The organism is Hydrogenophaga sp. RWCD_12 (genome assembly GCF_046604225.1).
Lineage (GTDB): Bacteria > Pseudomonadota > Gammaproteobacteria > Burkholderiales > Burkholderiaceae_C > Hydrogenophaga.
Window position 1 is genome coordinate 478,441 of sequence record NZ_JBKIXC010000002.1, and the last position, 16,525, is coordinate 494,965.

The following is a 16,525-nucleotide window of genomic DNA, read 5'->3' on the forward strand; positions in this document are numbered from 1 at the left end:
GGTCGATTTGGGGCGGACTATAGTCCATCCCGCATTCCCCCACCCGTTATGCTTCTGCCCATGAAACACCTCTCCGATTTCACCGCTGCGGACCTGGCCGAACTGGCGCGCAGTGATGTGGCGCGTGCCCTGGCCGAAGACGTCGGCCCGGGTGACCTGACCGCCGCGCTGGTCGATGGAAGTCGTCCGGCGCGCGCGCGCATTCTGGCCCGCGAGGACGCCGTGATCTGTGGCCGGCCCTGGGTCGAGGCGGCCGTGCTGGCCTGTGATCCGACGGCGACTCTGATCTGGCATGTGGATGAAGGCGAACGTTGCTCCGCCGATCAGGTGGTGCTGCACATCGAGGGCAATGCCCAGGCCTTGCTGACCGCCGAGCGCACGGCCCTCAACTTTCTGCAACTGCTCTCTGCGGTCGCCACCAAGACGGCGGTGTTTGTCGATGCGGTGAAAGGCACGCGGGCTGCCATCGTCGACACCCGCAAGACCATTCCCGGCCTGCGACTCGCGCAGAAGTACGCGGTCAAGATCGGCGGCGGCGTGAACCACCGCATCGGCCTGTACGACGCGGTGCTGATCAAGGAAAACCACATCGCCGCCGCGGGCGGCGTGGCGGCGGTGCTCCGGCGGGTTCAGGAAACGGCGCCTCAGGCCCGCTTCGTCGAGATCGAGGTCGAACACCTGGCGCAGCTGGATGAGGCACTGGCCTGCGGCGCGACCATGGTGTTGCTGGACAACATGGACATCCCGACCTTGCAGGACGCGGTGCGCCGCAATGCCGGCCGCGCGATCGTGGAGATTTCTGGTGGTGTGAACCTCGACACGGTGCGTGCGCTGGCCGAGACTGGCGTCGACCGCATCTCCATTGGTGCACTGACGAAAGACGTCAAGGCCACCGACTTCTCGATGCGTTTCGAAACCCTCTGAGGACCGACATGACCGCCAACGCCATCATCGACGTCGAGTACGAACAGCCCGCGTGCCCGACAAAACACGCCTGGGCGCGGGTGCCGGTCGAGCCGACACCCGGCCAGCGCGCCGAACTCAAGGAACGCATCCGCCGCCTGCTCAAGGAGCGCAACGCGGTGATGGTGTCTCACTACTACGTGCACCCTGACCTGCAGGACCTGGCGATTGAGACCGGCGGTATCGTCAGCGATTCTCTGGAAATGGCTCGCTTCGGCCGCGATCACGCCGCAACCACGCTGGTGGTATCAGGCGTGCGCTTCATGGGTGAGACCGCCAAGATCCTTTCACCAGAGAAAACGGTGCTGATGCCCGATCTGGACGCGAACTGTTCGCTGGACCTGGGCTGCCCGATCGAGGACTTCAGTGCCTTCTGCGACCAGCACCCGGACCGCACGGTGGTCGTCTACGCCAACACCAGCGCGGCGGTGAAGGCGCGTTCGGACTGGCTGGTCACCTCCAGCTGCGCGCTCGACATCGTCAAGGCGCTCAAGGACAAGGGCCACAAGATCCTGTGGGCGCCCGACAAGCACCTGGGTGGCTACATCCAGCGTGAAACCGGCGCCGACATGCTGATGTGGAACGGCTCCTGCATCGTGCACGACGAGTTCAAATCCTTCGAGCTGGAAGCGCTCAAGAAAGTACACCCCAAGGCCAAGGTGCTGGTGCATCCGGAAAGCCCGGCCGATGTGGTGAAGCTGGCGGATGCCGTGGGCTCCACCTCGGCGATCCTCAAGGCAGCGCGCGAGTTCGATGCGACCGAGTTCATCGTCGCCACCGACAACGGCATGATGCACATGCTGCGCCAGCAGAACCCGGGCAAGTTGTTCATTGAAGCGCCGACCGCTGGCAACAGCGCCACCTGCAAGAGCTGCGCGCACTGCCCCTGGATGGCGATGAACGGCCTGGCCGGCGTGGCACAGGTGCTGGAGAAGGGACTGAACCAGATCCATGTTGATCCGGCCCTGATCCCGCGGGCCCGTTTGCCGATCGACCGCATGCTGGCGTTCACGGCCGCACACAAGGCCGGTCAGGATGCCGGCGCGCTGGTGCCGAACATCGGCGCGGCCTGAGCGGTTTTCTCCGGACCAAAGAAAAAGCCCGCTGAGTCAGCGGGCTTTTTTCATCGGGGCCGGACCAGAAAGATCAGGTCGGGACCTTCTTGAGCATTTCCAGGCCGACCTTGCCTTCGGCAATTTCACGCAGGGCGGTCACGCCCGGCTTGTTCTTGCTTTCGATCTTTGGTGCGTGGCCCTGGCTCAGCATGCGCGCACGGTAGGTCGCGGCCAGCACGAGCTGAAAGCGGTTGGGGATCTTTTCCAGACAGTCTTCGACGGTGATGCGTGCCATGTGCGGGCCTCGGTAGGAAAGCAGGGGAATCAGGAGATGTTGAGCGCCTGGAAGGTCTCGCTGCGGGTAATGCTCTGCGCGGTGTAGCGCAGTCGCTGCGAGTGGACAATGGCCTTGAGGTCGAACAAGGCGCGCTCGAACAACTCGTTGATTATAACGAAATCGAATTCCTTGGCGTGTGCCATCTCATGGGCGGCATTCTTGAGCCGCACTTCGATGACCTCGGCGCTGTCTTCGGCACGGCGCTCCAGCCGCGAGCGCAATTCTTCCCAGCTCGGGGGCAGGATGAAGACCAGCACGGCGTTGGGGAAGATGCGCTTGACCTGGATCGCCCCCTGGAAGTCGATCTCCAGCACCACGTCGACGCCCTGGGCAATGCGCTGCTCGATCGCCTGCTTGGATGTGCCGTAGCGGTTGCCATGCACATGCGCCCATTCGAGGAAGGCGTCCTGCGCCACCATCTGGTCGAAGGTTTCGTGGCTGACAAAGTAGTACTCACGGCCATGGACTTCCTGGCCCCGCGGCGCGCGGGTGGTGTGGGAAATCGAGGGAGAGACGCGCTGGTCCAGCTCCATCAATGCCTTGACCAGGCTGGATTTGCCAGCCCCGCTCGGGGCCGCGACAACAAACAGGTTTCCGGGGTATTCCATCAGGTCATTCCAGGTTCTGGACCTGTTCGCGCATCTGTTCGATCAGCACTTTCATGTCCACCGAGATGCGGGTCAGTTCCAGGCTGGACGACTTCGAGCCCAGGGTATTGGCTTCGCGGTGCAGTTCCTGGATCAGGAAATCCAGCCGCTTGCCGACATCGCCGCCCTTCTTGATCAGGCGCTCGATCTCTTCCAGGTGCGAATCCAGCCGCGTCAGTTCTTCGGCCACGTCGATGCGGATGGCGAAGGCGGTCGCCTCGGACAGGGCGCGCTCTTGCACTGCGTCGGCCGAAAGCGTGGGTGTGCCGGGGCTCTGGCCCGCGCCCAGGGCTTCGTTCCATCGGTCGATGAAGCGTTGCCGCTGCTGGGCGACCAGCACCGGGATCAGGGGCTGGGCCTCGCGGGCCAACTGGCGCAACTGCTTGAGCCGGTCCAGCAGCATGTCGGCCAGGCGCTTGCCTTCGCGTTCGCGTGCGCTGACGAAACTGTCGAGCACGGTCTGGGCCAGCGACAAGAGGTTTTCGTGCAGACCGCTGGGCAGCGCCTGCTGGCGGGTGGTCAGCTGCAGCATCTCGGCGACCGAGAGCGGTGCGGCCTTGGGGTGCCACGCAAGGATGTTGTCCTGCAGACCGACCAGTCGCTGCAGTTCTGCAGGCGACGGCGCGCGCAGGGTGCCGTCCGATCTGCCTTCGATCCAGGCCCGGATTTCCACCTTGCCGCGCTTGAGGCGGGCGCCCAGCAGGTCGCGCAGCGCCGGTTCGGTGCCGCGCAGGTCGTCGGACATCTTGAAGGTCAGGTCGAGAAACCGGCTGTTGACCGACCGGATTTCCATGCCCAGAACCGGTGTCGTTTCCCGTCCGGCCTCGTCCGCGGGCCCGCTGCCAAGCTGGGCCGTCGCGTAACCGGTCATGCTGTAAACTGCCATGAGACTGGGATCCGATCCGTGTGAATGGTCCATAACAAGGCGTCCGGACTCTCCTCCAATTATGTCAAAGGTCAAACCTGCTTCCTTGCCGCCGGACACCGTCATCGGTGGTTACCGGATCGTTCGCAAGCTGGCAGCGGGCGGTTTCGGTGTCGTCTACCTCGCGGTGGACACCGAAGGCCAGCAAGTCGCGATCAAGGAATACCTGCCGTCCTCACTGGCGACGCGTGCTCCCGGCGAATTGCTGCCGCAGGTGCAGCCTGAGAAGCTCTCGCTGTACCGACTGGGTCTCAAGAGCTTCTTCGAAGAAGGCCGTGCACTGGCGCAGATCTCCCACCAGTCGGTGGTGAGCGTGCTCAATTTCTTCCGCGAAAACGAGACGGTTTACATGGTGATGAACTATCTGGAGGGCTCGTCCCTGCAGGAATTCATCATCACCGCGCGCGAGCTGAAGAAGCAGAAGGTCTTCCGCGAGTCGACCATCCGCTCGCTGTACGACGAGGTCCTGCGCGGCCTGCGCATCGTCCACCAGCACAAGATGCTGCACCTGGACATCAAGCCGGCCAATATTTTCATCACCGACGACAACCGCGCCGTGCTGATCGACTTCGGCGCCGCGCGCGAAGTGCTGTCCAAGGAAGGCAATTTCATCCGGCCGATGTACACGCCCGGCTTTGCCGCGCCCGAAATGTACCGCCGCGATTCGTCGATGGGCCCCTGGACCGACATCTACGCCATCGGCGCCTGCATCTACGCTAGCATGCAGGGCTATCCGCCCAACGACGCCCCGCAGCGCCTCGAAAAAGACCGCCTGTCGCTCGCGCTCTCCCGTCTGCGCGGCGTCTATTCCGACAACCTCATCGAGGTGGTCGAATGGTGCATGTCGCTCGATCCGCTCTCGCGTCCGCAGTCGGTGTTTGCATTGCAGAAGGAACTCAGCCGTGAAACCGAGCGCAGCTACACCAAGCTGACCGTGGCCGAGAAGATGCGCCTGCAGTTCGACAACATCGTCTCCGACAACAAGAAGCCGCCGCGCAAGTCGACCGCCGCGGGGACCAAGTTCAAATGAAGTTCTCGGTCTACCAGATCAGCCGTCAGGGCGGTCGGGAGCGCAATGAAGACCGGATGGGCTACGCCTACACGCGCGAATCGGGGCTGTTCGTGCTGGCCGATGGCATGGGCGGCCATCCCGAAGGCGCGATGGCGGCACAACTGGCGCTGCAGACCCTGTCGGCCTACTTTCAGAAGGCCGCCAACCCCACGGTCAAGGAAGTGCCGGAGTTTCTCTCCAGCGCACTGATGGCGGCGCACCACCAGATCATCCGTTACGCCGCTGAAAAGGGCATGCTCGATACACCGCGCACCACGCTGGTGGCGGCTGTGATGGAGCGTGGCAACATGCACTGGGTGCATTGCGGCGACTCGCGGCTCTACCTGATGCGCAACGGCGAACTGCTGACCCGCACGCGCGACCACTCCTACATGGAGCAGCAGGCGCACCTTGGGCGCGCGACCTCGCACATCAACCGCAACATCCTGTTCACCTGCCTGGGCTCGCCGGCCAAGCCGGTGTTCGACCTGTCGGGCCCGGTGCAGCTGCAGCAGGGCGACCGCGTGCTGCTGTGCTCGGACGGCCTCTGGGGCACGGTCAAGGACTTCGAGATCGCCGCCGAAATGGCCTCGCAGCCCCTGGAGCAGGCGGTGCCCGAGCTGGTCGAGATGGCGCTCAAGCGCGGCGGTCCGCGCTGCGACAACGTGACGGTGCTCGCGATGGAGTGGGAGACGCCGGGCGAGTACCAGTCCACCCGTATCTCCACCGAAGAGATCGAAGAAGGCGTGTTTGCGTCCACCATCCAGTCCGGTGTGCCCGATCCGACGATCGAGGACATGGACGACGAGGCGATCGAACGCTCGATCGCCGAGATCAACGAAGCGATCCGGCGTACCGCTGAACGCAATTCCTGAGGTTTTCCCATGAGCATTTCCAGTCGGCCCGGTCTGCGGGCCAACGATTCGCTGCGCCCGGTGCGCATCTCCCGCGGCTACACCATGCACGCCGAAGGCTCGGTGCTGATCGAGTTTGGCCACACCAAGGTTCTGTGCACGGCGTCGGTCGAAGAAAAGGTGCCGCCGCACAAGAAGGGCAGCGGCGAAGGCTGGGTGACAGCCGAATACGGCATGCTGCCGCGCGCCACGCACACCCGCAGCAGCCGCGAAGCCGCCAAGGGCAAGCAGAGTGGCCGCACGCAGGAGATCCAGCGCCTGATCGGCCGTTCGCTGCGCGCGGTGTTCGACCTCAAGGCCCTGGGCGAGCGCACGATTTCCCTGGATTGCGATGTGCTGCAGGCCGACGGTGGCACGCGCACCGCCAGCATCACCGGCGCCTTTGTCGCGGTCCAGGACGCGGTGAACAAGCTGATTGCCGAAGGCAAGCTGGTCACCTCACCGATCAAGGACCATGTGGCCGCGATTTCCGTGGGCATCCTCGAAGGCCAGCCGCTGCTGGATCTGGAATACGTCGAGGACTCGGCCTGCGACACCGACATGAACGTGGTGATGACCGGCGCGGGCCACTATGTGGAAGTGCAGGGCACGGCCGAAGGCGTGGCCTTCACGCGCAAGGAAATGGACGCGCTGCTGGCGCTGGCCGAGAAGGGCATCGGCGAGCTGATCGTTGCGCAAAAGAAGTCGCTCGGCGAATGAAACTGGTCCTCGCGTCGAACAACAAAGGCAAGCTGGCCGAATTGCAGGCGCTGTTCGCGCCACTGGGCGTGGAGCTGGTGCGCCAGGCCGACCTGGGCATTCCCGAGGCGCCTGAGCCGCACAGGACTTTCATCGAAAACGCGCTGGCCAAGGCGCGGCATGCGGCGCAAGTCAGCGGCCTGCCGGCGCTGGCCGACGACGCGGGCCTGTGCGTAGAAGCTTTTGGTGGCCTGCCTGGTGTGGACACGGCGTTCTACGCCACGCAGTTCGGCTACGAAAAGGGCGATGACAACAACGTGCGCGCTTTGCTCGAGCAGATGCAGGGCATCACCGACCGCCGCGCCGCGCTGGTGAGCACGCTGGTGGCGCTTCGCAGCGCCGACGACCCGGAGCCCCTGGTGGCCACGGGCCGCGCGGCGGGGCTGATCACGCAGGAACGCATCGGTGACCAGGGCTTTGGCTTCGACCCGGTGCTGTTGCTGCCGCCGTTCGGCAAGACCTTTGCCCAACTGCCGACCGAGGTGAAGAACGCCAACAGCCACCGCGGCAAGGCCGCTCGGCAGATGCTCGGACTCATGCGCGATCGCTGGTTTGCCCAGTCATGAGCGATTCTCCGCACTGGAGCGACATCGCTCACTGGATGCGGCCGGGCACCCTGCAGCTGCAGGGCCTGCCGCCACTGTCGCTCTACATCCACCTGCCCTGGTGCCTGAAGAAGTGCCCTTACTGCGACTTCAACTCGCACGAATGGAGCGCGACCTCAGCGCCCGGCCAGGCTCTGCCGGAGCAAGCGTATCTGGACGCTTTGCGCGCCGACCTGCAGGCGGCGCTGCCGCTGATCTGGGGGCGGCCGGTACACACCGTTTTCATTGGTGGCGGCACACCCAGCCTGTTTTCGCCCGAGGCGATCGACCGCCTGCTGGGCGATGTGCGGGCTCTGGTCCGGCTCGACGCCGATGCCGAGATCACGCTCGAAGCCAACCCGGGCACCTTCGAGAAAGACCGCTTCAAGGCTTTCCGCCAGGCCGGTGTGACGCGGCTGTCGATTGGCGTGCAGAGCTTTCACGATGCGCACCTCAAGGCCCTGGGCCGGGTGCACGACCGGGCGCAGGCACTGGCGGCGGTGGAAGAGGCCGCGGGCGCTTTTGACACCTTCAACCTGGACATCATGTACGCGCTGCCAGGGCAGACGCTGGCGCAATGCGAAGACGACATCCGCACCGCGCTGGGCTTCAACCCGCCGCACATCTCGATCTACCACCTGACCATCGAGCCCAACACGGTGTTCGCCAAGTTTCCGCCGGTGGTGCCGGAGGACGACGAGGCCTACGCGATGCTCGACCGCATCACCGAGCTGACCGGCCAGGCCGGACTGGAGCGCTACGAGGTCTCGGCCTACGCGCGGCGAGGTCACCGCAGCCGCCACAACCAGAACTACTGGCAGTTCGGCGACTACCTCGGCATTGGCGCTGGCGCACACAGCAAGCTGAGCTTTGCACACCGTGTGGTGCGGCAGGTGCGTGCCCGCGAGCCACGTCTGTACATGGACAAGGCGCTGGCAGGCGACGCGGTGGTGAGCGTGGAAGAGGTGGCGCGGCGTGATCTGCCGTTCGAGTACATGCTCAACGCGCTGCGGCTGCGCGAGGGCTTTTCGCTCGCGGACTTTGGCGCCCGCACCGGCTTGCCGCTGTCGGCCATCGACGCGGCGCTGCGCGAGGGGATGGACAAGGGCTGGCTGTCGCAGGACGGGGGCTGGGTGACGCCGACCGAGCGCGGCTTTGACTTTCTCAGCGACCTGCAGTCGCTGTTCCTGCCCGGCTGATCAGGCAGGCATGGCCTCGCCGCCGCTGGCCGTTTCGTGGGCCAGCTTCAGCCGCAGGCTGGCCGTGGTGCCCACGCCCGGCTGGCTGGCGAGTTCGACGCCGCCGCCGTGGATCTCGGCGATTTCCTTGACGAGGTTCAGACCCAGGCCCGTGCCCGGAATGTTGCCCGAGGCGTCGGCGCGGTAGAAGCGTTCGAAGGCCCGGGAGAGCTGTTCCGGCGTCATGCCAATGCCGTGATCGTGCACCCCGACCACGACCTGTTCCTCGCCTTCGTGCTCCTCCAGGCGCACGTCCAGCGACACTTCACCACCCTGCGGCGAGTACTTGAAGGCGTTGCTCAGCAGGTTGGTGAGCGCCTGTTCGATCTTGCTGGCGTCGGCCATCACCTGTACCTCAGGCAGCGCGCCCATGACCACCTCGCGGCCCAGCTCCTGGTGGGTGATGCCCTGGACCGCGGCTTGCACGATGGCGGCCAGCGGGGTGGGAACGATGTGGAAGTCCTTGCCCTGGCGCGCCTCGATGCGCGAGAGGTCGAGCAGCTCCTGGATCAGGTTGTTCAGCAGTGAGCCCTGGCGGTGCACGGTCTGCAGCAGGTCCTTCTGCCGTTCCTCGCTGTATTTGCGGTGCAGCATCAGCTCGGTGAAGCCGAGGATGCTGGCCAGCGGGGTGCGCAGTTCATGGGCGGCCGTCGCGAGGAACTCGCTCTTCATGCGATCGACCTCGAACTGGTGGGTGATGTCCCGGAAGTAGACAAAGGTCTCGCCGCTGCCGCCGAGGTTGCGGCGGATGACGCGCTCGATCACCCTGTGCGACGGTCGGGCCAGCACGATGGTGCGTTTGGCGCTGTCGTTGAGAGAGTCGACGATCGGGCGGTAGTCCTCCGGCTCTTCGCACAGGTTGCTGAACCAGGCGTCGAAGCGCTCGAGCGAACTCCAGGAAGGCACCTCGCCGACCATCGCCCGGAACGCCGGATTGCTTGCGATCATTTCCTGTTTCGCGTCGAACACGGCGAATCCGTCCGGGCTGAGGTCGAAGGTGGCGTTCAGCCGTGCCGTGCGTTCAATCAGCCGCTGTTTGACCTCGACCTGACTGCTCACGTCTTCGATCACGTTGATGTAGTGCGTGATTTCGCCGCTGGTATCGCGCACCGGAGAGACCGACAGCTTGTTGTGGAACAGCGATCCGTCCTTGCGGTAGTTCATCAGCGTGACCTTGAGTTCGCCGCCGTTCTGCACCGTGCGGGCGAGCATCGCCAGGTCGTCCTTGTCGGTCAGCGGTCCTTCGAGCAGGCTGGCATCGCGGCCCAGGATCTCGTGCGGCGCGTAGCCGGTGATGCGGGTGAAGGCCGGGTTGACGTGCACGATCGGTTGCGGGTAGCGCCGCGCGTCGCTGACCGCGATGCCGTTGGGCGTGCAGTCGAGAACCCGGCCGTAGAGCGTGAGGTATTCCTCGGCCAGCTTCATGTCGGTCAGGTCGCGCACGATGCAGGTGTAGCGGATGTCCTTGTCTTCGGCGATCTCGCCGATCAATACCTCGACCGGGAAGCGCGTGCCGCCGTGGCGGTTGGCATCGATTTCCACGCGCCCGATGCGGCTTTGCGTGCTGTGGATCAGCATGCCGTCGGCCATGGTCTGGCGCAGCTGGGGGGCGTCCATGTTCTGCAGGTAGTCGGCCAGTGAACTGCCCATCAGCACCGCCAGCTCCAGCCCGAACATGCGCTCGGCCGCCGGGTTGGCGCTGACGATGTGGCCGTCGGCGTCCACGCCGATGATCGCGTCGGCTGCGGTGTCGAGGATGGCGTGCATGCGCGAGAGGCGCTGCTGGGTTTCGCTGATGCGGCGCGCCAGCTCCTGCGAAGACCAGTTCAGCGCGCGGCCCAGTTCGCGCACCTCCTGGCTGCCCCAGCGCTGGCGCAGGGTTTCGCCTGGAGATTGCGCCAGGGTGCTGGCGTACTGGGCCAGGGCCCGGATCGGCTGGATGGTTCGGCGCAGGAACAGCGTGAACAGACCCAGGGCGAGAAGCACCAGCATCACTGTGCCGAAGGAGGTCACCAGCCACTCATGGCGGTCCACCGCCATGCGTTCTGCGAAGCTGAAGCTGACCTCGACCCAGCCGTCGCGCTCGAACTGGGCGTAGTCGACCGGTCGCCCGATGCTGCCCCGGTTGGTGGCTTCCAGGCTGGCGCTGGCGAGCAACGCTTCCTGGCCGACCACGAGGCCTTCTGCCGGTGGTGTCTTCAGCGGGGCGTGGCGCTGGCGCACCGAGACAATGCGGTCCGCATCCATCCGTTTGACCAGGAGCACCGGCACCCTGCCGGGGCGGACCACCTGCACGCTCTGCACGCCCGGCAACGCCACGATCTCCTGCAGCGCGCCATCGAGTGCGGCAAAGTCGTTTTCCGCCAGCGGCACGCTGCTGGCGTGTGCCGCGAGGATGGCCAGCGCGCCGGCCCATTCGCGGCTCTCGGTTTCGGTCTGGTGCTGCTGGCGCTGCAGCGACAGTGGCATCACGATGAGCAGCCCGGCCAGACTCAGGCCGACCGTGATCATCAGCAACTGCGTGCGCAGGGACCGCGCCGACAGCCAGTGTCGGAGTGTGGCCAGCAAGCGGTCCATGGACATGCAGACCGCAATGCTCAGACCGTGCGGCCGAGCATGTTGTCCACCAGGTCCAGCAGCTTGAGCGGGCTGAAGGCCTTGGTCAGGTAGGCATCGCTGCCGGCCTTGCGGCCCTGTTCCTGGTCTTCCGCCTGCGCGCGTGCAGTGAGCAGGATCACCTTGGTCTGACCGGCCAGCATGGGATCGCTCTTGACCTTGCTGCAGACCTGGTAGCCGTCAAGCTCGCCGGGCATCATCACGTCCAGCAGCATCAGGTCGGGCTTGATGTCCTGCGCCAGGCGCCAGCCGTCGCCGCCGTTGTCGGCTTCGTGCACCTCGACATCGTCCAGGTGCTGCAGCGTGAGCCGGATGAGCTTGCGGATGTCGGACTGGTCGTCGACGATGAGGATGCGGGCAGTCATGCGGTACTCCGTTTGCGGGTTCTGGCCATCAGCTTGGACAGGTCTTCGGCGTAGATCTGCGCCTGCAGCATGTCCAGGTGCTGCGTGCTGCGAAGCGGGGCGCCGGTGGGCAGTTCGAGCATCACGTCCAGCTCCTGGGAACTGTCCTGCTCGATGCGCAGCTGGCCGCCGTGCAGCTGCAGGATGCGCTGTGTCAGGGGCAGGCCGATGTGCATCTTTTCCTGCGCGTCGGTGTCGGTGGTGGCCCCCTGGGGCGTGGGGCGGAAGATAGCGGCGGCGTGGCGCGACAGGGCGGCGGCCGACAGCGTGCCGATGTTGTGGATGTTGACGAGCAGGTGCTGCCCGGAGCCGCGGAAGTTCACGCCGACGGCAACGGTTTCGTTGGTGCGCACCCCCTCGCGGGCGTTGTCGAGCGCGTTGTGCAGGCATTCGCGCAGGGCCCGCCGCATCAGCCGGCGGCTGCCGTAGACCGGCGGCAGGTCGTCGCGCTCACCCTCGATCACGAAAGAAACTCCCTTGGCCTTTGCCATCGGGTTCAGTTCCTGACAAATGTCGCGGACCAGGTCGGGCACGATCATGCGTTCTTCGCCGATCAGCACGTCTTCGCCGAAAACATTGACCAGATCGACCACACGCTCCAGCCGTTCGCGCAGCTGGCCCACGCTGGTCGACAGCCCGGACGGGTTGGCGGGTTGGTCCAGCACATGCTGGATCGGGGGCAGCAGCTCGGCCTTGAGCAGCTCCATGATCTGCTGCACCGACATGCGCTGCTGGGCTGGCTCGGGGGCGACCTCGCTGCCCTCGGGCTGCTCGATTTCAGCGACCGACACGGCCATGGCCACCAGACCGGCGATGGGTTTGGGTGCGCTGCGACAGACCAGCCGGGCGATTCCGTCGTCCGACATGGCCTCGATCCGCAACTCGGTGCTGGCCAGCACCCGTCCGGCGGCGATGTCCTTGGCCAGCGCGCGCACATTCGGGTCGCTGCCCAGCAGCAGGCTGGGCCGGCAGCGCATGGCCTTGGCCGCCTGGTTGGTGTAGACCACCCCGCCTTCCGCGTTGAACAGCAGCAACGGGCTCGCCACGAAGTCCAGCAGGACCAGCAGCGGGTTCGGAGCGTTGGCAGGGGCGGAAGACATGTGGGGTCGACCGCTGGCGAAAGTGCCAGTTCGGTCATCTACACCGCATATCGGCAGATGGCCGTGAGGCTTGAGTCTGCAGGGATGCCGCATGGGTCAATCTGCCCGTGCCAGACCCTTCCTGGCCGAGGCCGGGGACGCGGTCAGGGCGGGAATGCCGTCACCGCGGGCAGGACTTTGCGCATGCAGGCCTGATCAAAGCGGCGATTCCACGGTCTTGAGGGTTGTCTTGTCGCTGTCCTGGAAGAAAAGCTCGGACCGCAGGGTCGGGCTTCAGCACGCCCAAGGGCACTCAAAAAGGCTCGATGGGACGGATGCATGCAAACGCGCAACTCCAGAGGCTGAGGGTGCGGCATTTGAAAAAGAGAAGCCCGGGTTTGCCGGGCTCCTCTCCTCAGAACATCACCCGACCTTCACTACCTGACCATTCAGCCTGACGTTGCCCGTGAAGTGGTCTTGAACACGAAGGGGCCGGCTTGGGAAAGGCGGCCCTTTCATGTCCTCGCTTACTTGGCGCCGCGCGTCCTGGAGACCGCAGCCTGTGCCTCGTTCCAGAGGTCCATGCCCACGTTGGTGGCGATGCTGGCGTTCACGCGCGTGAGTTGTGAACGCATGCGGTTGGCTTCGGCCGGCGAGAGTTCGTTGATCTGCATCCCTTTGGCCTTGAGTTCGCCCAGGGCCTTGCCGGCCTCGGCACGGGTGTCCTGGCGCTCGAAGTCGCGGCTCTTCCTGGCGGCGTCCATCAGCACCTTCTTCTCGTCATTGGACAGCCCGTCCCACCACTTCTTGCTCACGGTGACGATCCACGGGCTGTAGACGTGGTTGGTCACGGTCAGGTATTTCTGCACCTCGTAGAACTTGCTCGACAGGATGGTGTTGTACGGGTTCTCCTGGCCGTCGACGGTCTTGGTTTCCAGCGCGGTGAACAACTCCGAGAAAGGCAGAGGCACCGCGTTGGCGCCCAGGGTCTTGAAGGACTCCAGGAACACGTTGTTCTGCATCACGCGCAGCTTGATGCCGTTGAGGTCTTCCAGCTTGTTGACCGGCTGCTTGTTGTTGGTGAGGTTGCGGAAGCCGTTTTCCCAGTACACCAGGCCAACCAAGCCCTTTTCCTGCAGCTTGTCCATCACCTTCTGGCCGGTGGGACCGTCCAGCACGGTGTCGGCTTCCTTGGTGTTGTTGAACAGGAAGGGTGTGTCCCAGATCGCCATTTCCTTGGTGATGCCCACCAGGGTGGCGGTGGAGCCGACCATCATTTCCTGCGCGCCCCCGATCAGGGCCTGCTGCATCTGCACGTCGGAGCCGAGCGCGGCAGCGCCGATGGCGCGCACCTTCATCTTGCCGCCGGAGGCCTTCTCGACTTCATCGGCGAACAGCTTGACGGCGCGGCCCTGGTTGGACTGCTCGTTCAGGCCGTAGCCGAATCGGATCAGGCGCGGCTTGATGTCCTGTGCGAAAGCGGCGAAGGGAGCGGTGAGGGCGGCCGCTGCGGTGGCGGCGATCAGGGTGCGGCGGAAGATGGACATGACAGTCTCCTGGTGTTGAGGTGAAAACAGGCAAATGGAAATCAGCGCATCCACGTCACCGGGGCGGTGACGATCTGCGGGAACACGACGAACAGGGCCAGCACCAGCACGTAGCTGATGAGGAAAGGGTTCACGCCCTTGATGACCTGGTGCATGGACAGGCGGCCCACGCCGGCCACGACGTTGAGCACCGTGCCCACCGGCGGGGTGATGAGGCCGATGGCGCCGTTGAGCACGAACATCAGGCCGAAGTACACCGGGTCGATGCCGGCCTTGACGGCGATGGGCAGCATCACCGGCGCGAAGATCAGGATGGTGGGCGTGAGGTCCAGCGCGGTGCCGATCAGCACCAGCACGATCATCATCACGGCCATGAGCACGCGCGGGTTCTCGATCAGCGGGCCGAGCCAGCCGCTGAGCACGCCGGGCAGGTCGGCCAGGGTGATCATGTAGCTGGCCACCTGGGCGCCGGCGCACAGGAACATGACGATCGCCGTGGTCTTGGCGGCACGGGTGAGCACACCGTAGAGCTCGGGCAGCTTCATCTCGCGGTGAATGAACAGGGCCACGACCAGCGCGTAGAACGCCGCCACCACGGCGGCTTCGGTGGGCGTGAACACGCCGCTCTTCATGCCGCCGATGATGATCAGCGGCATCAGCAGCGCCCAGAAGGCCTTGGCTGTGGCGCGCAGGCGTCCGGCCATGGGCACCGGCGCGTTGTCTTTCAGGTCCATGCCCTTGAGGACGATCTTCCAGGTCACGATGAGGGCGGCGCCCATCATCAGGCCCGGCAGGATGCCCGAAAGGAACAGCGCCGAGATGGAGGTGTTGGTGGTCACGCCGTAGATCACGAAGGGCATGGACGGCGGGATGATGGGCGCGATGATGCCGCCCGACGCAATGAGGCCGGCCGAGCGGTGCATGGGGTAGCCGTGCTCGCGCATCATGGGCAGCAGGATGGTGGCCAGCGCTGCGGTGTCGGCCAGCGCCGAGCCGCTCATGGACGCCATCAGCACCGCAGCGCCGATGGCCACGAAACCCAGTCCGCCGCGGATGTGGCCGACCCAGGTCTGGGCCATGTCGATGATGCGTTTGCTGATGCCGCCGCTGTTCATCAGCTCGCCGGCCAGGATGAAGAACGGCACGGCCAGCAGCGGAAAGCTGTCGATGCCGGCGACCATGTTCTGCGCCAGAAGCTGGGTGTCCCAGAAGTCCATCACCCAGGCCATGCCGGCACCGGTGAGCAGCAGGGCAAAGGCCATGTTCATGCCGATGCCCATGAGGGTCAGCATGCCGACCACGAACACGATGAAGGCTTGTGCTTCGAGGCTCATCGCATCACTCCACGTCCACGCCGTGACCGAGGTCCAGCGGTCTGGCGGTCACGATCTCCCACACCACCATCGCGCCGATGGCCGCGGCGCACAGCAGTGCCGGCAGCGGCAGCAGCGCCACCGGGTAGCCCAGCACCACCGAGTTGCTGTCCATGCCCACCACGACCTGCTGCCAGGCGCCCCGGCCCAGCAACACCGCGGCCAGCAGCACCAGCAGCCGGATGGCCAGCGTCGCCACCTTGAATGCCAGCGGGCGTTTGCGCAGCAGGCCGACCAGGCTGGTGAAGGCCATGTGTTCGCCGGCGGGGTAGGCGGCGGCCGCGCCGATGAAGACCATCCACACGAACAGCAGGCGCGAGAGTTCTTCGCTCGCCGCGATGCCGCTGCCGAAGCCATAGCGCAGCACAACGTTGAGGAACACGGAACAGGCCATCACCGCCAGGCAGGCGGCCATGAGGGCCAGCGCCACCCGCTGCAGGGCGTGTGGTTGGGGGGATGTGTGGGTGCTCATGCGGCCTCCGGGGTCTGTGATGGGTCGGCCACCGTGGCCCAGGCGATCACCTGTTCCACCAGCTGCGGCAGCGGCTCGGCCGCGTCCACCCGCAGCACACCGGGCTCGCCGACCGGGGTCTCGAGCGTGGCGAACTGGCTGTCCACCAGGGTGCTGTTGAAAAAGTGCGAGGCGCGCGCGGCCACGCGCTCGCGGGCCTGCTCCGGCGTGATGTCCAGGAACACGAAACGCAGGCCAGGGGAGGCGTTTCGCAGCTGTTCGCGGTAGTGCCGGCGCAGGGCCGAGCAGGTGAGGACCACACGGCTGTGCTGCGCGAGCAGGCCGCCCAGGGAGGCCAGCCAGCCGGCGCGGTCGGCATCGGTCAGCGGCGTGCCCCGCTGCATCTTTTCGCGGTTGGCTGCGCTGTGGTGGTCGTCGCCTTCGATCAGCTCGACGTTCAGACGTTGTGCCAGTGCGGCACCCAGGCTGGACTTGCCGCAACCGGCCACGCCCATGATCACCAGCGACAAGTTTGTGTCGGTTTTCATTTTAAAGATAGCGCTATCTCAAGATTCCGGAAAAAACGGTCTGAGGAGCAGACCG

General features: G+C 65.3%; 17 protein-coding genes. 7 read left to right on the plus strand and 10 right to left on the minus strand.

Annotated features, from left to right (window positions below; translation table 11 throughout):
* The first annotated feature begins 60 nt into the window (after positions 1-60).
* A complete protein-coding gene (gene nadC / locus ACLIJ1_RS09410) occupies positions 61-924 on the plus strand; it encodes a carboxylating nicotinate-nucleotide diphosphorylase (RefSeq protein ID WP_411365252.1) in 864 nt (287 codons plus the stop codon).
* Positions 925-932: 8 nt separating this feature from the next.
* Complete coding sequence (gene nadA, locus ACLIJ1_RS09415) at positions 933-2,036, plus strand: quinolinate synthase NadA (protein ID WP_411365253.1); 1,104 nt, start codon at positions 933-935, stop codon at positions 2,034-2,036.
* Between the two features lie 73 nt (positions 2,037-2,109).
* Here nadA and rpoZ read toward each other — a convergent pair whose 3' ends face one another.
* From rpoZ to ACLIJ1_RS09430, 3 genes are read right to left on the minus strand one after another with little or no spacing between them, the layout of a single operon-like run.
* Positions 2,110-2,313 carry a DNA-directed RNA polymerase subunit omega gene (gene rpoZ / locus ACLIJ1_RS09420; RefSeq protein WP_066158523.1) on the minus strand — a complete coding sequence of 68 codons (204 nt, stop codon included), beginning with the start codon at positions 2,311-2,313 and terminating at the stop codon, positions 2,110-2,112.
* A 29-nt stretch (positions 2,314-2,342) separates the two neighbouring features.
* Positions 2,343-2,963 (minus strand): guanylate kinase, encoded by a 621-nt coding sequence (gene gmk / locus ACLIJ1_RS09425; protein WP_411365254.1) that lies wholly within the window; start codon positions 2,961-2,963, stop codon positions 2,343-2,345.
* Between the two features lie 4 nt (positions 2,964-2,967).
* Entirely contained in the window at positions 2,968-3,888 is a 921-nt protein-coding gene (locus ACLIJ1_RS09430; RefSeq protein ID WP_411365255.1) for a YicC/YloC family endoribonuclease, read from the minus strand.
* 61 nt (positions 3,889-3,949) lie between these two features.
* Between ACLIJ1_RS09430 and ACLIJ1_RS09435 the strand changes: the two genes are divergently transcribed.
* Genes ACLIJ1_RS09435 through hemW form a run of 5 tightly spaced genes read left to right on the plus strand, consistent with a single transcriptional unit; the run spans position 3,950 to position 8,413 of the window.
* Positions 3,950-4,957 (plus strand): serine/threonine protein kinase, encoded by a 1,008-nt coding sequence (locus ACLIJ1_RS09435; RefSeq protein ID WP_411365256.1) that lies wholly within the window; start codon positions 3,950-3,952, stop codon positions 4,955-4,957.
* The gene (locus tag ACLIJ1_RS09440; RefSeq protein ID WP_411365257.1) at positions 4,954-5,853 is read left to right on the plus strand and encodes a PP2C family protein-serine/threonine phosphatase; all 900 of its coding nucleotides are present in this window, start codon (positions 4,954-4,956) and stop codon (positions 5,851-5,853) included. The genes ACLIJ1_RS09435 and ACLIJ1_RS09440 overlap by 4 nt, the downstream gene beginning before the upstream one ends.
* A gap of 9 nt (positions 5,854-5,862) precedes the next feature.
* Positions 5,863-6,591: a ribonuclease PH gene (gene rph, locus ACLIJ1_RS09445; RefSeq protein ID WP_411365258.1), complete on the plus strand. Its 729-nt coding sequence runs from the start codon at positions 5,863-5,865 to the stop codon at positions 6,589-6,591.
* Positions 6,588-7,196 carry an RdgB/HAM1 family non-canonical purine NTP pyrophosphatase gene (gene rdgB, locus ACLIJ1_RS09450; protein WP_411365259.1) on the plus strand — a complete coding sequence of 203 codons (609 nt, stop codon included), beginning with the start codon at positions 6,588-6,590 and terminating at the stop codon, positions 7,194-7,196. The genes rph and rdgB overlap by 4 nt, the downstream gene beginning before the upstream one ends.
* Positions 7,193-8,413: a radical SAM family heme chaperone HemW gene (gene hemW, locus ACLIJ1_RS09455; protein WP_411365260.1), complete on the plus strand. Its 1,221-nt coding sequence runs from the start codon at positions 7,193-7,195 to the stop codon at positions 8,411-8,413. Before rdgB ends, hemW begins: the two co-directional genes overlap by 4 nt.
* Here hemW and ACLIJ1_RS09460 read toward each other — a convergent pair whose 3' ends face one another.
* From ACLIJ1_RS09460 to ACLIJ1_RS09490, 7 genes are all read right to left on the minus strand, one after another.
* A complete protein-coding gene (locus ACLIJ1_RS09460) occupies positions 8,414-11,035 on the minus strand; it encodes a PAS domain S-box protein (RefSeq protein ID WP_411365261.1) in 2,622 nt (873 codons plus the stop codon).
* A 14-nt stretch (positions 11,036-11,049) separates the two neighbouring features.
* A complete protein-coding gene (locus tag ACLIJ1_RS09465) occupies positions 11,050-11,433 on the minus strand; it encodes a response regulator transcription factor (protein ID WP_411365262.1) in 384 nt (127 codons plus the stop codon).
* Entirely contained in the window at positions 11,430-12,572 is a 1,143-nt protein-coding gene (locus ACLIJ1_RS09470) for a sensor histidine kinase (protein WP_411365263.1), read from the minus strand. Before ACLIJ1_RS09470 ends, ACLIJ1_RS09465 begins: the two co-directional genes overlap by 4 nt.
* A 506-nt stretch (positions 12,573-13,078) precedes the next feature.
* Positions 13,079-14,098 carry a TRAP transporter substrate-binding protein gene (locus tag ACLIJ1_RS09475; protein ID WP_411365264.1) on the minus strand — a complete coding sequence of 340 codons (1,020 nt, stop codon included), beginning with the start codon at positions 14,096-14,098 and terminating at the stop codon, positions 13,079-13,081.
* 41 nt (positions 14,099-14,139) lie between these two features.
* Positions 14,140-15,432, minus strand: a complete 1,293-nt coding sequence (locus tag ACLIJ1_RS09480; RefSeq protein ID WP_411365265.1) for a TRAP transporter large permease — start codon at positions 15,430-15,432, stop codon at positions 14,140-14,142.
* A 4-nt stretch (positions 15,433-15,436) separates the two neighbouring features.
* Complete coding sequence (locus tag ACLIJ1_RS09485) at positions 15,437-15,943, minus strand: TRAP transporter small permease subunit (protein ID WP_411365266.1); 507 nt, start codon at positions 15,941-15,943, stop codon at positions 15,437-15,439.
* A complete protein-coding gene (locus ACLIJ1_RS09490) occupies positions 15,940-16,470 on the minus strand; it encodes a gluconokinase (protein WP_411365267.1) in 531 nt (176 codons plus the stop codon). The genes ACLIJ1_RS09485 and ACLIJ1_RS09490 overlap by 4 nt, the downstream gene beginning before the upstream one ends.
* Positions 16,471-16,525: the final 55 nt, after the last annotated feature.

What these genes read in the sequence shown, in the direction of transcription:
- nadC (WP_411365252.1), top strand. Translation starts at nt 61, where the DNA reads ATGAAACACCTCTCCGATTTCACCGCTGCGGACCTGGCCGAACTGGCG.
- nadA (WP_411365253.1), top strand. Translation starts at nt 933, where the DNA reads ATGACCGCCAACGCCATCATCGACGTCGAGTACGAACAGCCCGCGTGC.
- ACLIJ1_RS09480 (WP_411365265.1), bottom strand. Translation starts at nt 15,432, where the DNA reads ATGAGCCTCGAAGCACAAGCCTTCATCGTGTTCGTGGTCGGCATGCTG.
- ACLIJ1_RS09465 (WP_411365262.1), bottom strand. Translation starts at nt 11,433, where the DNA reads ATGACTGCCCGCATCCTCATCGTCGACGACCAGTCCGACATCCGCAAG.
- ACLIJ1_RS09490 (WP_411365267.1), bottom strand. Translation starts at nt 16,470, where the DNA reads ATGAAAACCGACACAAACTTGTCGCTGGTGATCATGGGCGTGGCCGGT.
- ACLIJ1_RS09485 (WP_411365266.1), bottom strand. Translation starts at nt 15,943, where the DNA reads ATGAGCACCCACACATCCCCCCAACCACACGCCCTGCAGCGGGTGGCG.
- ACLIJ1_RS09475 (WP_411365264.1), bottom strand. Translation starts at nt 14,098, where the DNA reads ATGTCCATCTTCCGCCGCACCCTGATCGCCGCCACCGCAGCGGCCGCC.
- gmk (WP_411365254.1), bottom strand. Translation starts at nt 2,963, where the DNA reads ATGGAATACCCCGGAAACCTGTTTGTTGTCGCGGCCCCGAGCGGGGCT.
- rdgB (WP_411365259.1), top strand. Translation starts at nt 6,588, where the DNA reads ATGAAACTGGTCCTCGCGTCGAACAACAAAGGCAAGCTGGCCGAATTG.
- rpoZ (WP_066158523.1), bottom strand. Translation starts at nt 2,313, where the DNA reads ATGGCACGCATCACCGTCGAAGACTGTCTGGAAAAGATCCCCAACCGC.
- ACLIJ1_RS09470 (WP_411365263.1), bottom strand. Translation starts at nt 12,572, where the DNA reads ATGTCTTCCGCCCCTGCCAACGCTCCGAACCCGCTGCTGGTCCTGCTG.
- ACLIJ1_RS09435 (WP_411365256.1), top strand. Translation starts at nt 3,950, where the DNA reads ATGTCAAAGGTCAAACCTGCTTCCTTGCCGCCGGACACCGTCATCGGT.
- ACLIJ1_RS09430 (WP_411365255.1), bottom strand. Translation starts at nt 3,888, where the DNA reads ATGGCAGTTTACAGCATGACCGGTTACGCGACGGCCCAGCTTGGCAGC.
- rph (WP_411365258.1), top strand. Translation starts at nt 5,863, where the DNA reads ATGAGCATTTCCAGTCGGCCCGGTCTGCGGGCCAACGATTCGCTGCGC.
- ACLIJ1_RS09440 (WP_411365257.1), top strand. Translation starts at nt 4,954, where the DNA reads ATGAAGTTCTCGGTCTACCAGATCAGCCGTCAGGGCGGTCGGGAGCGC.
- ACLIJ1_RS09460 (WP_411365261.1), bottom strand. Translation starts at nt 11,035, where the DNA reads ATGTCCATGGACCGCTTGCTGGCCACACTCCGACACTGGCTGTCGGCG.
- hemW (WP_411365260.1), top strand. Translation starts at nt 7,193, where the DNA reads ATGAGCGATTCTCCGCACTGGAGCGACATCGCTCACTGGATGCGGCCG.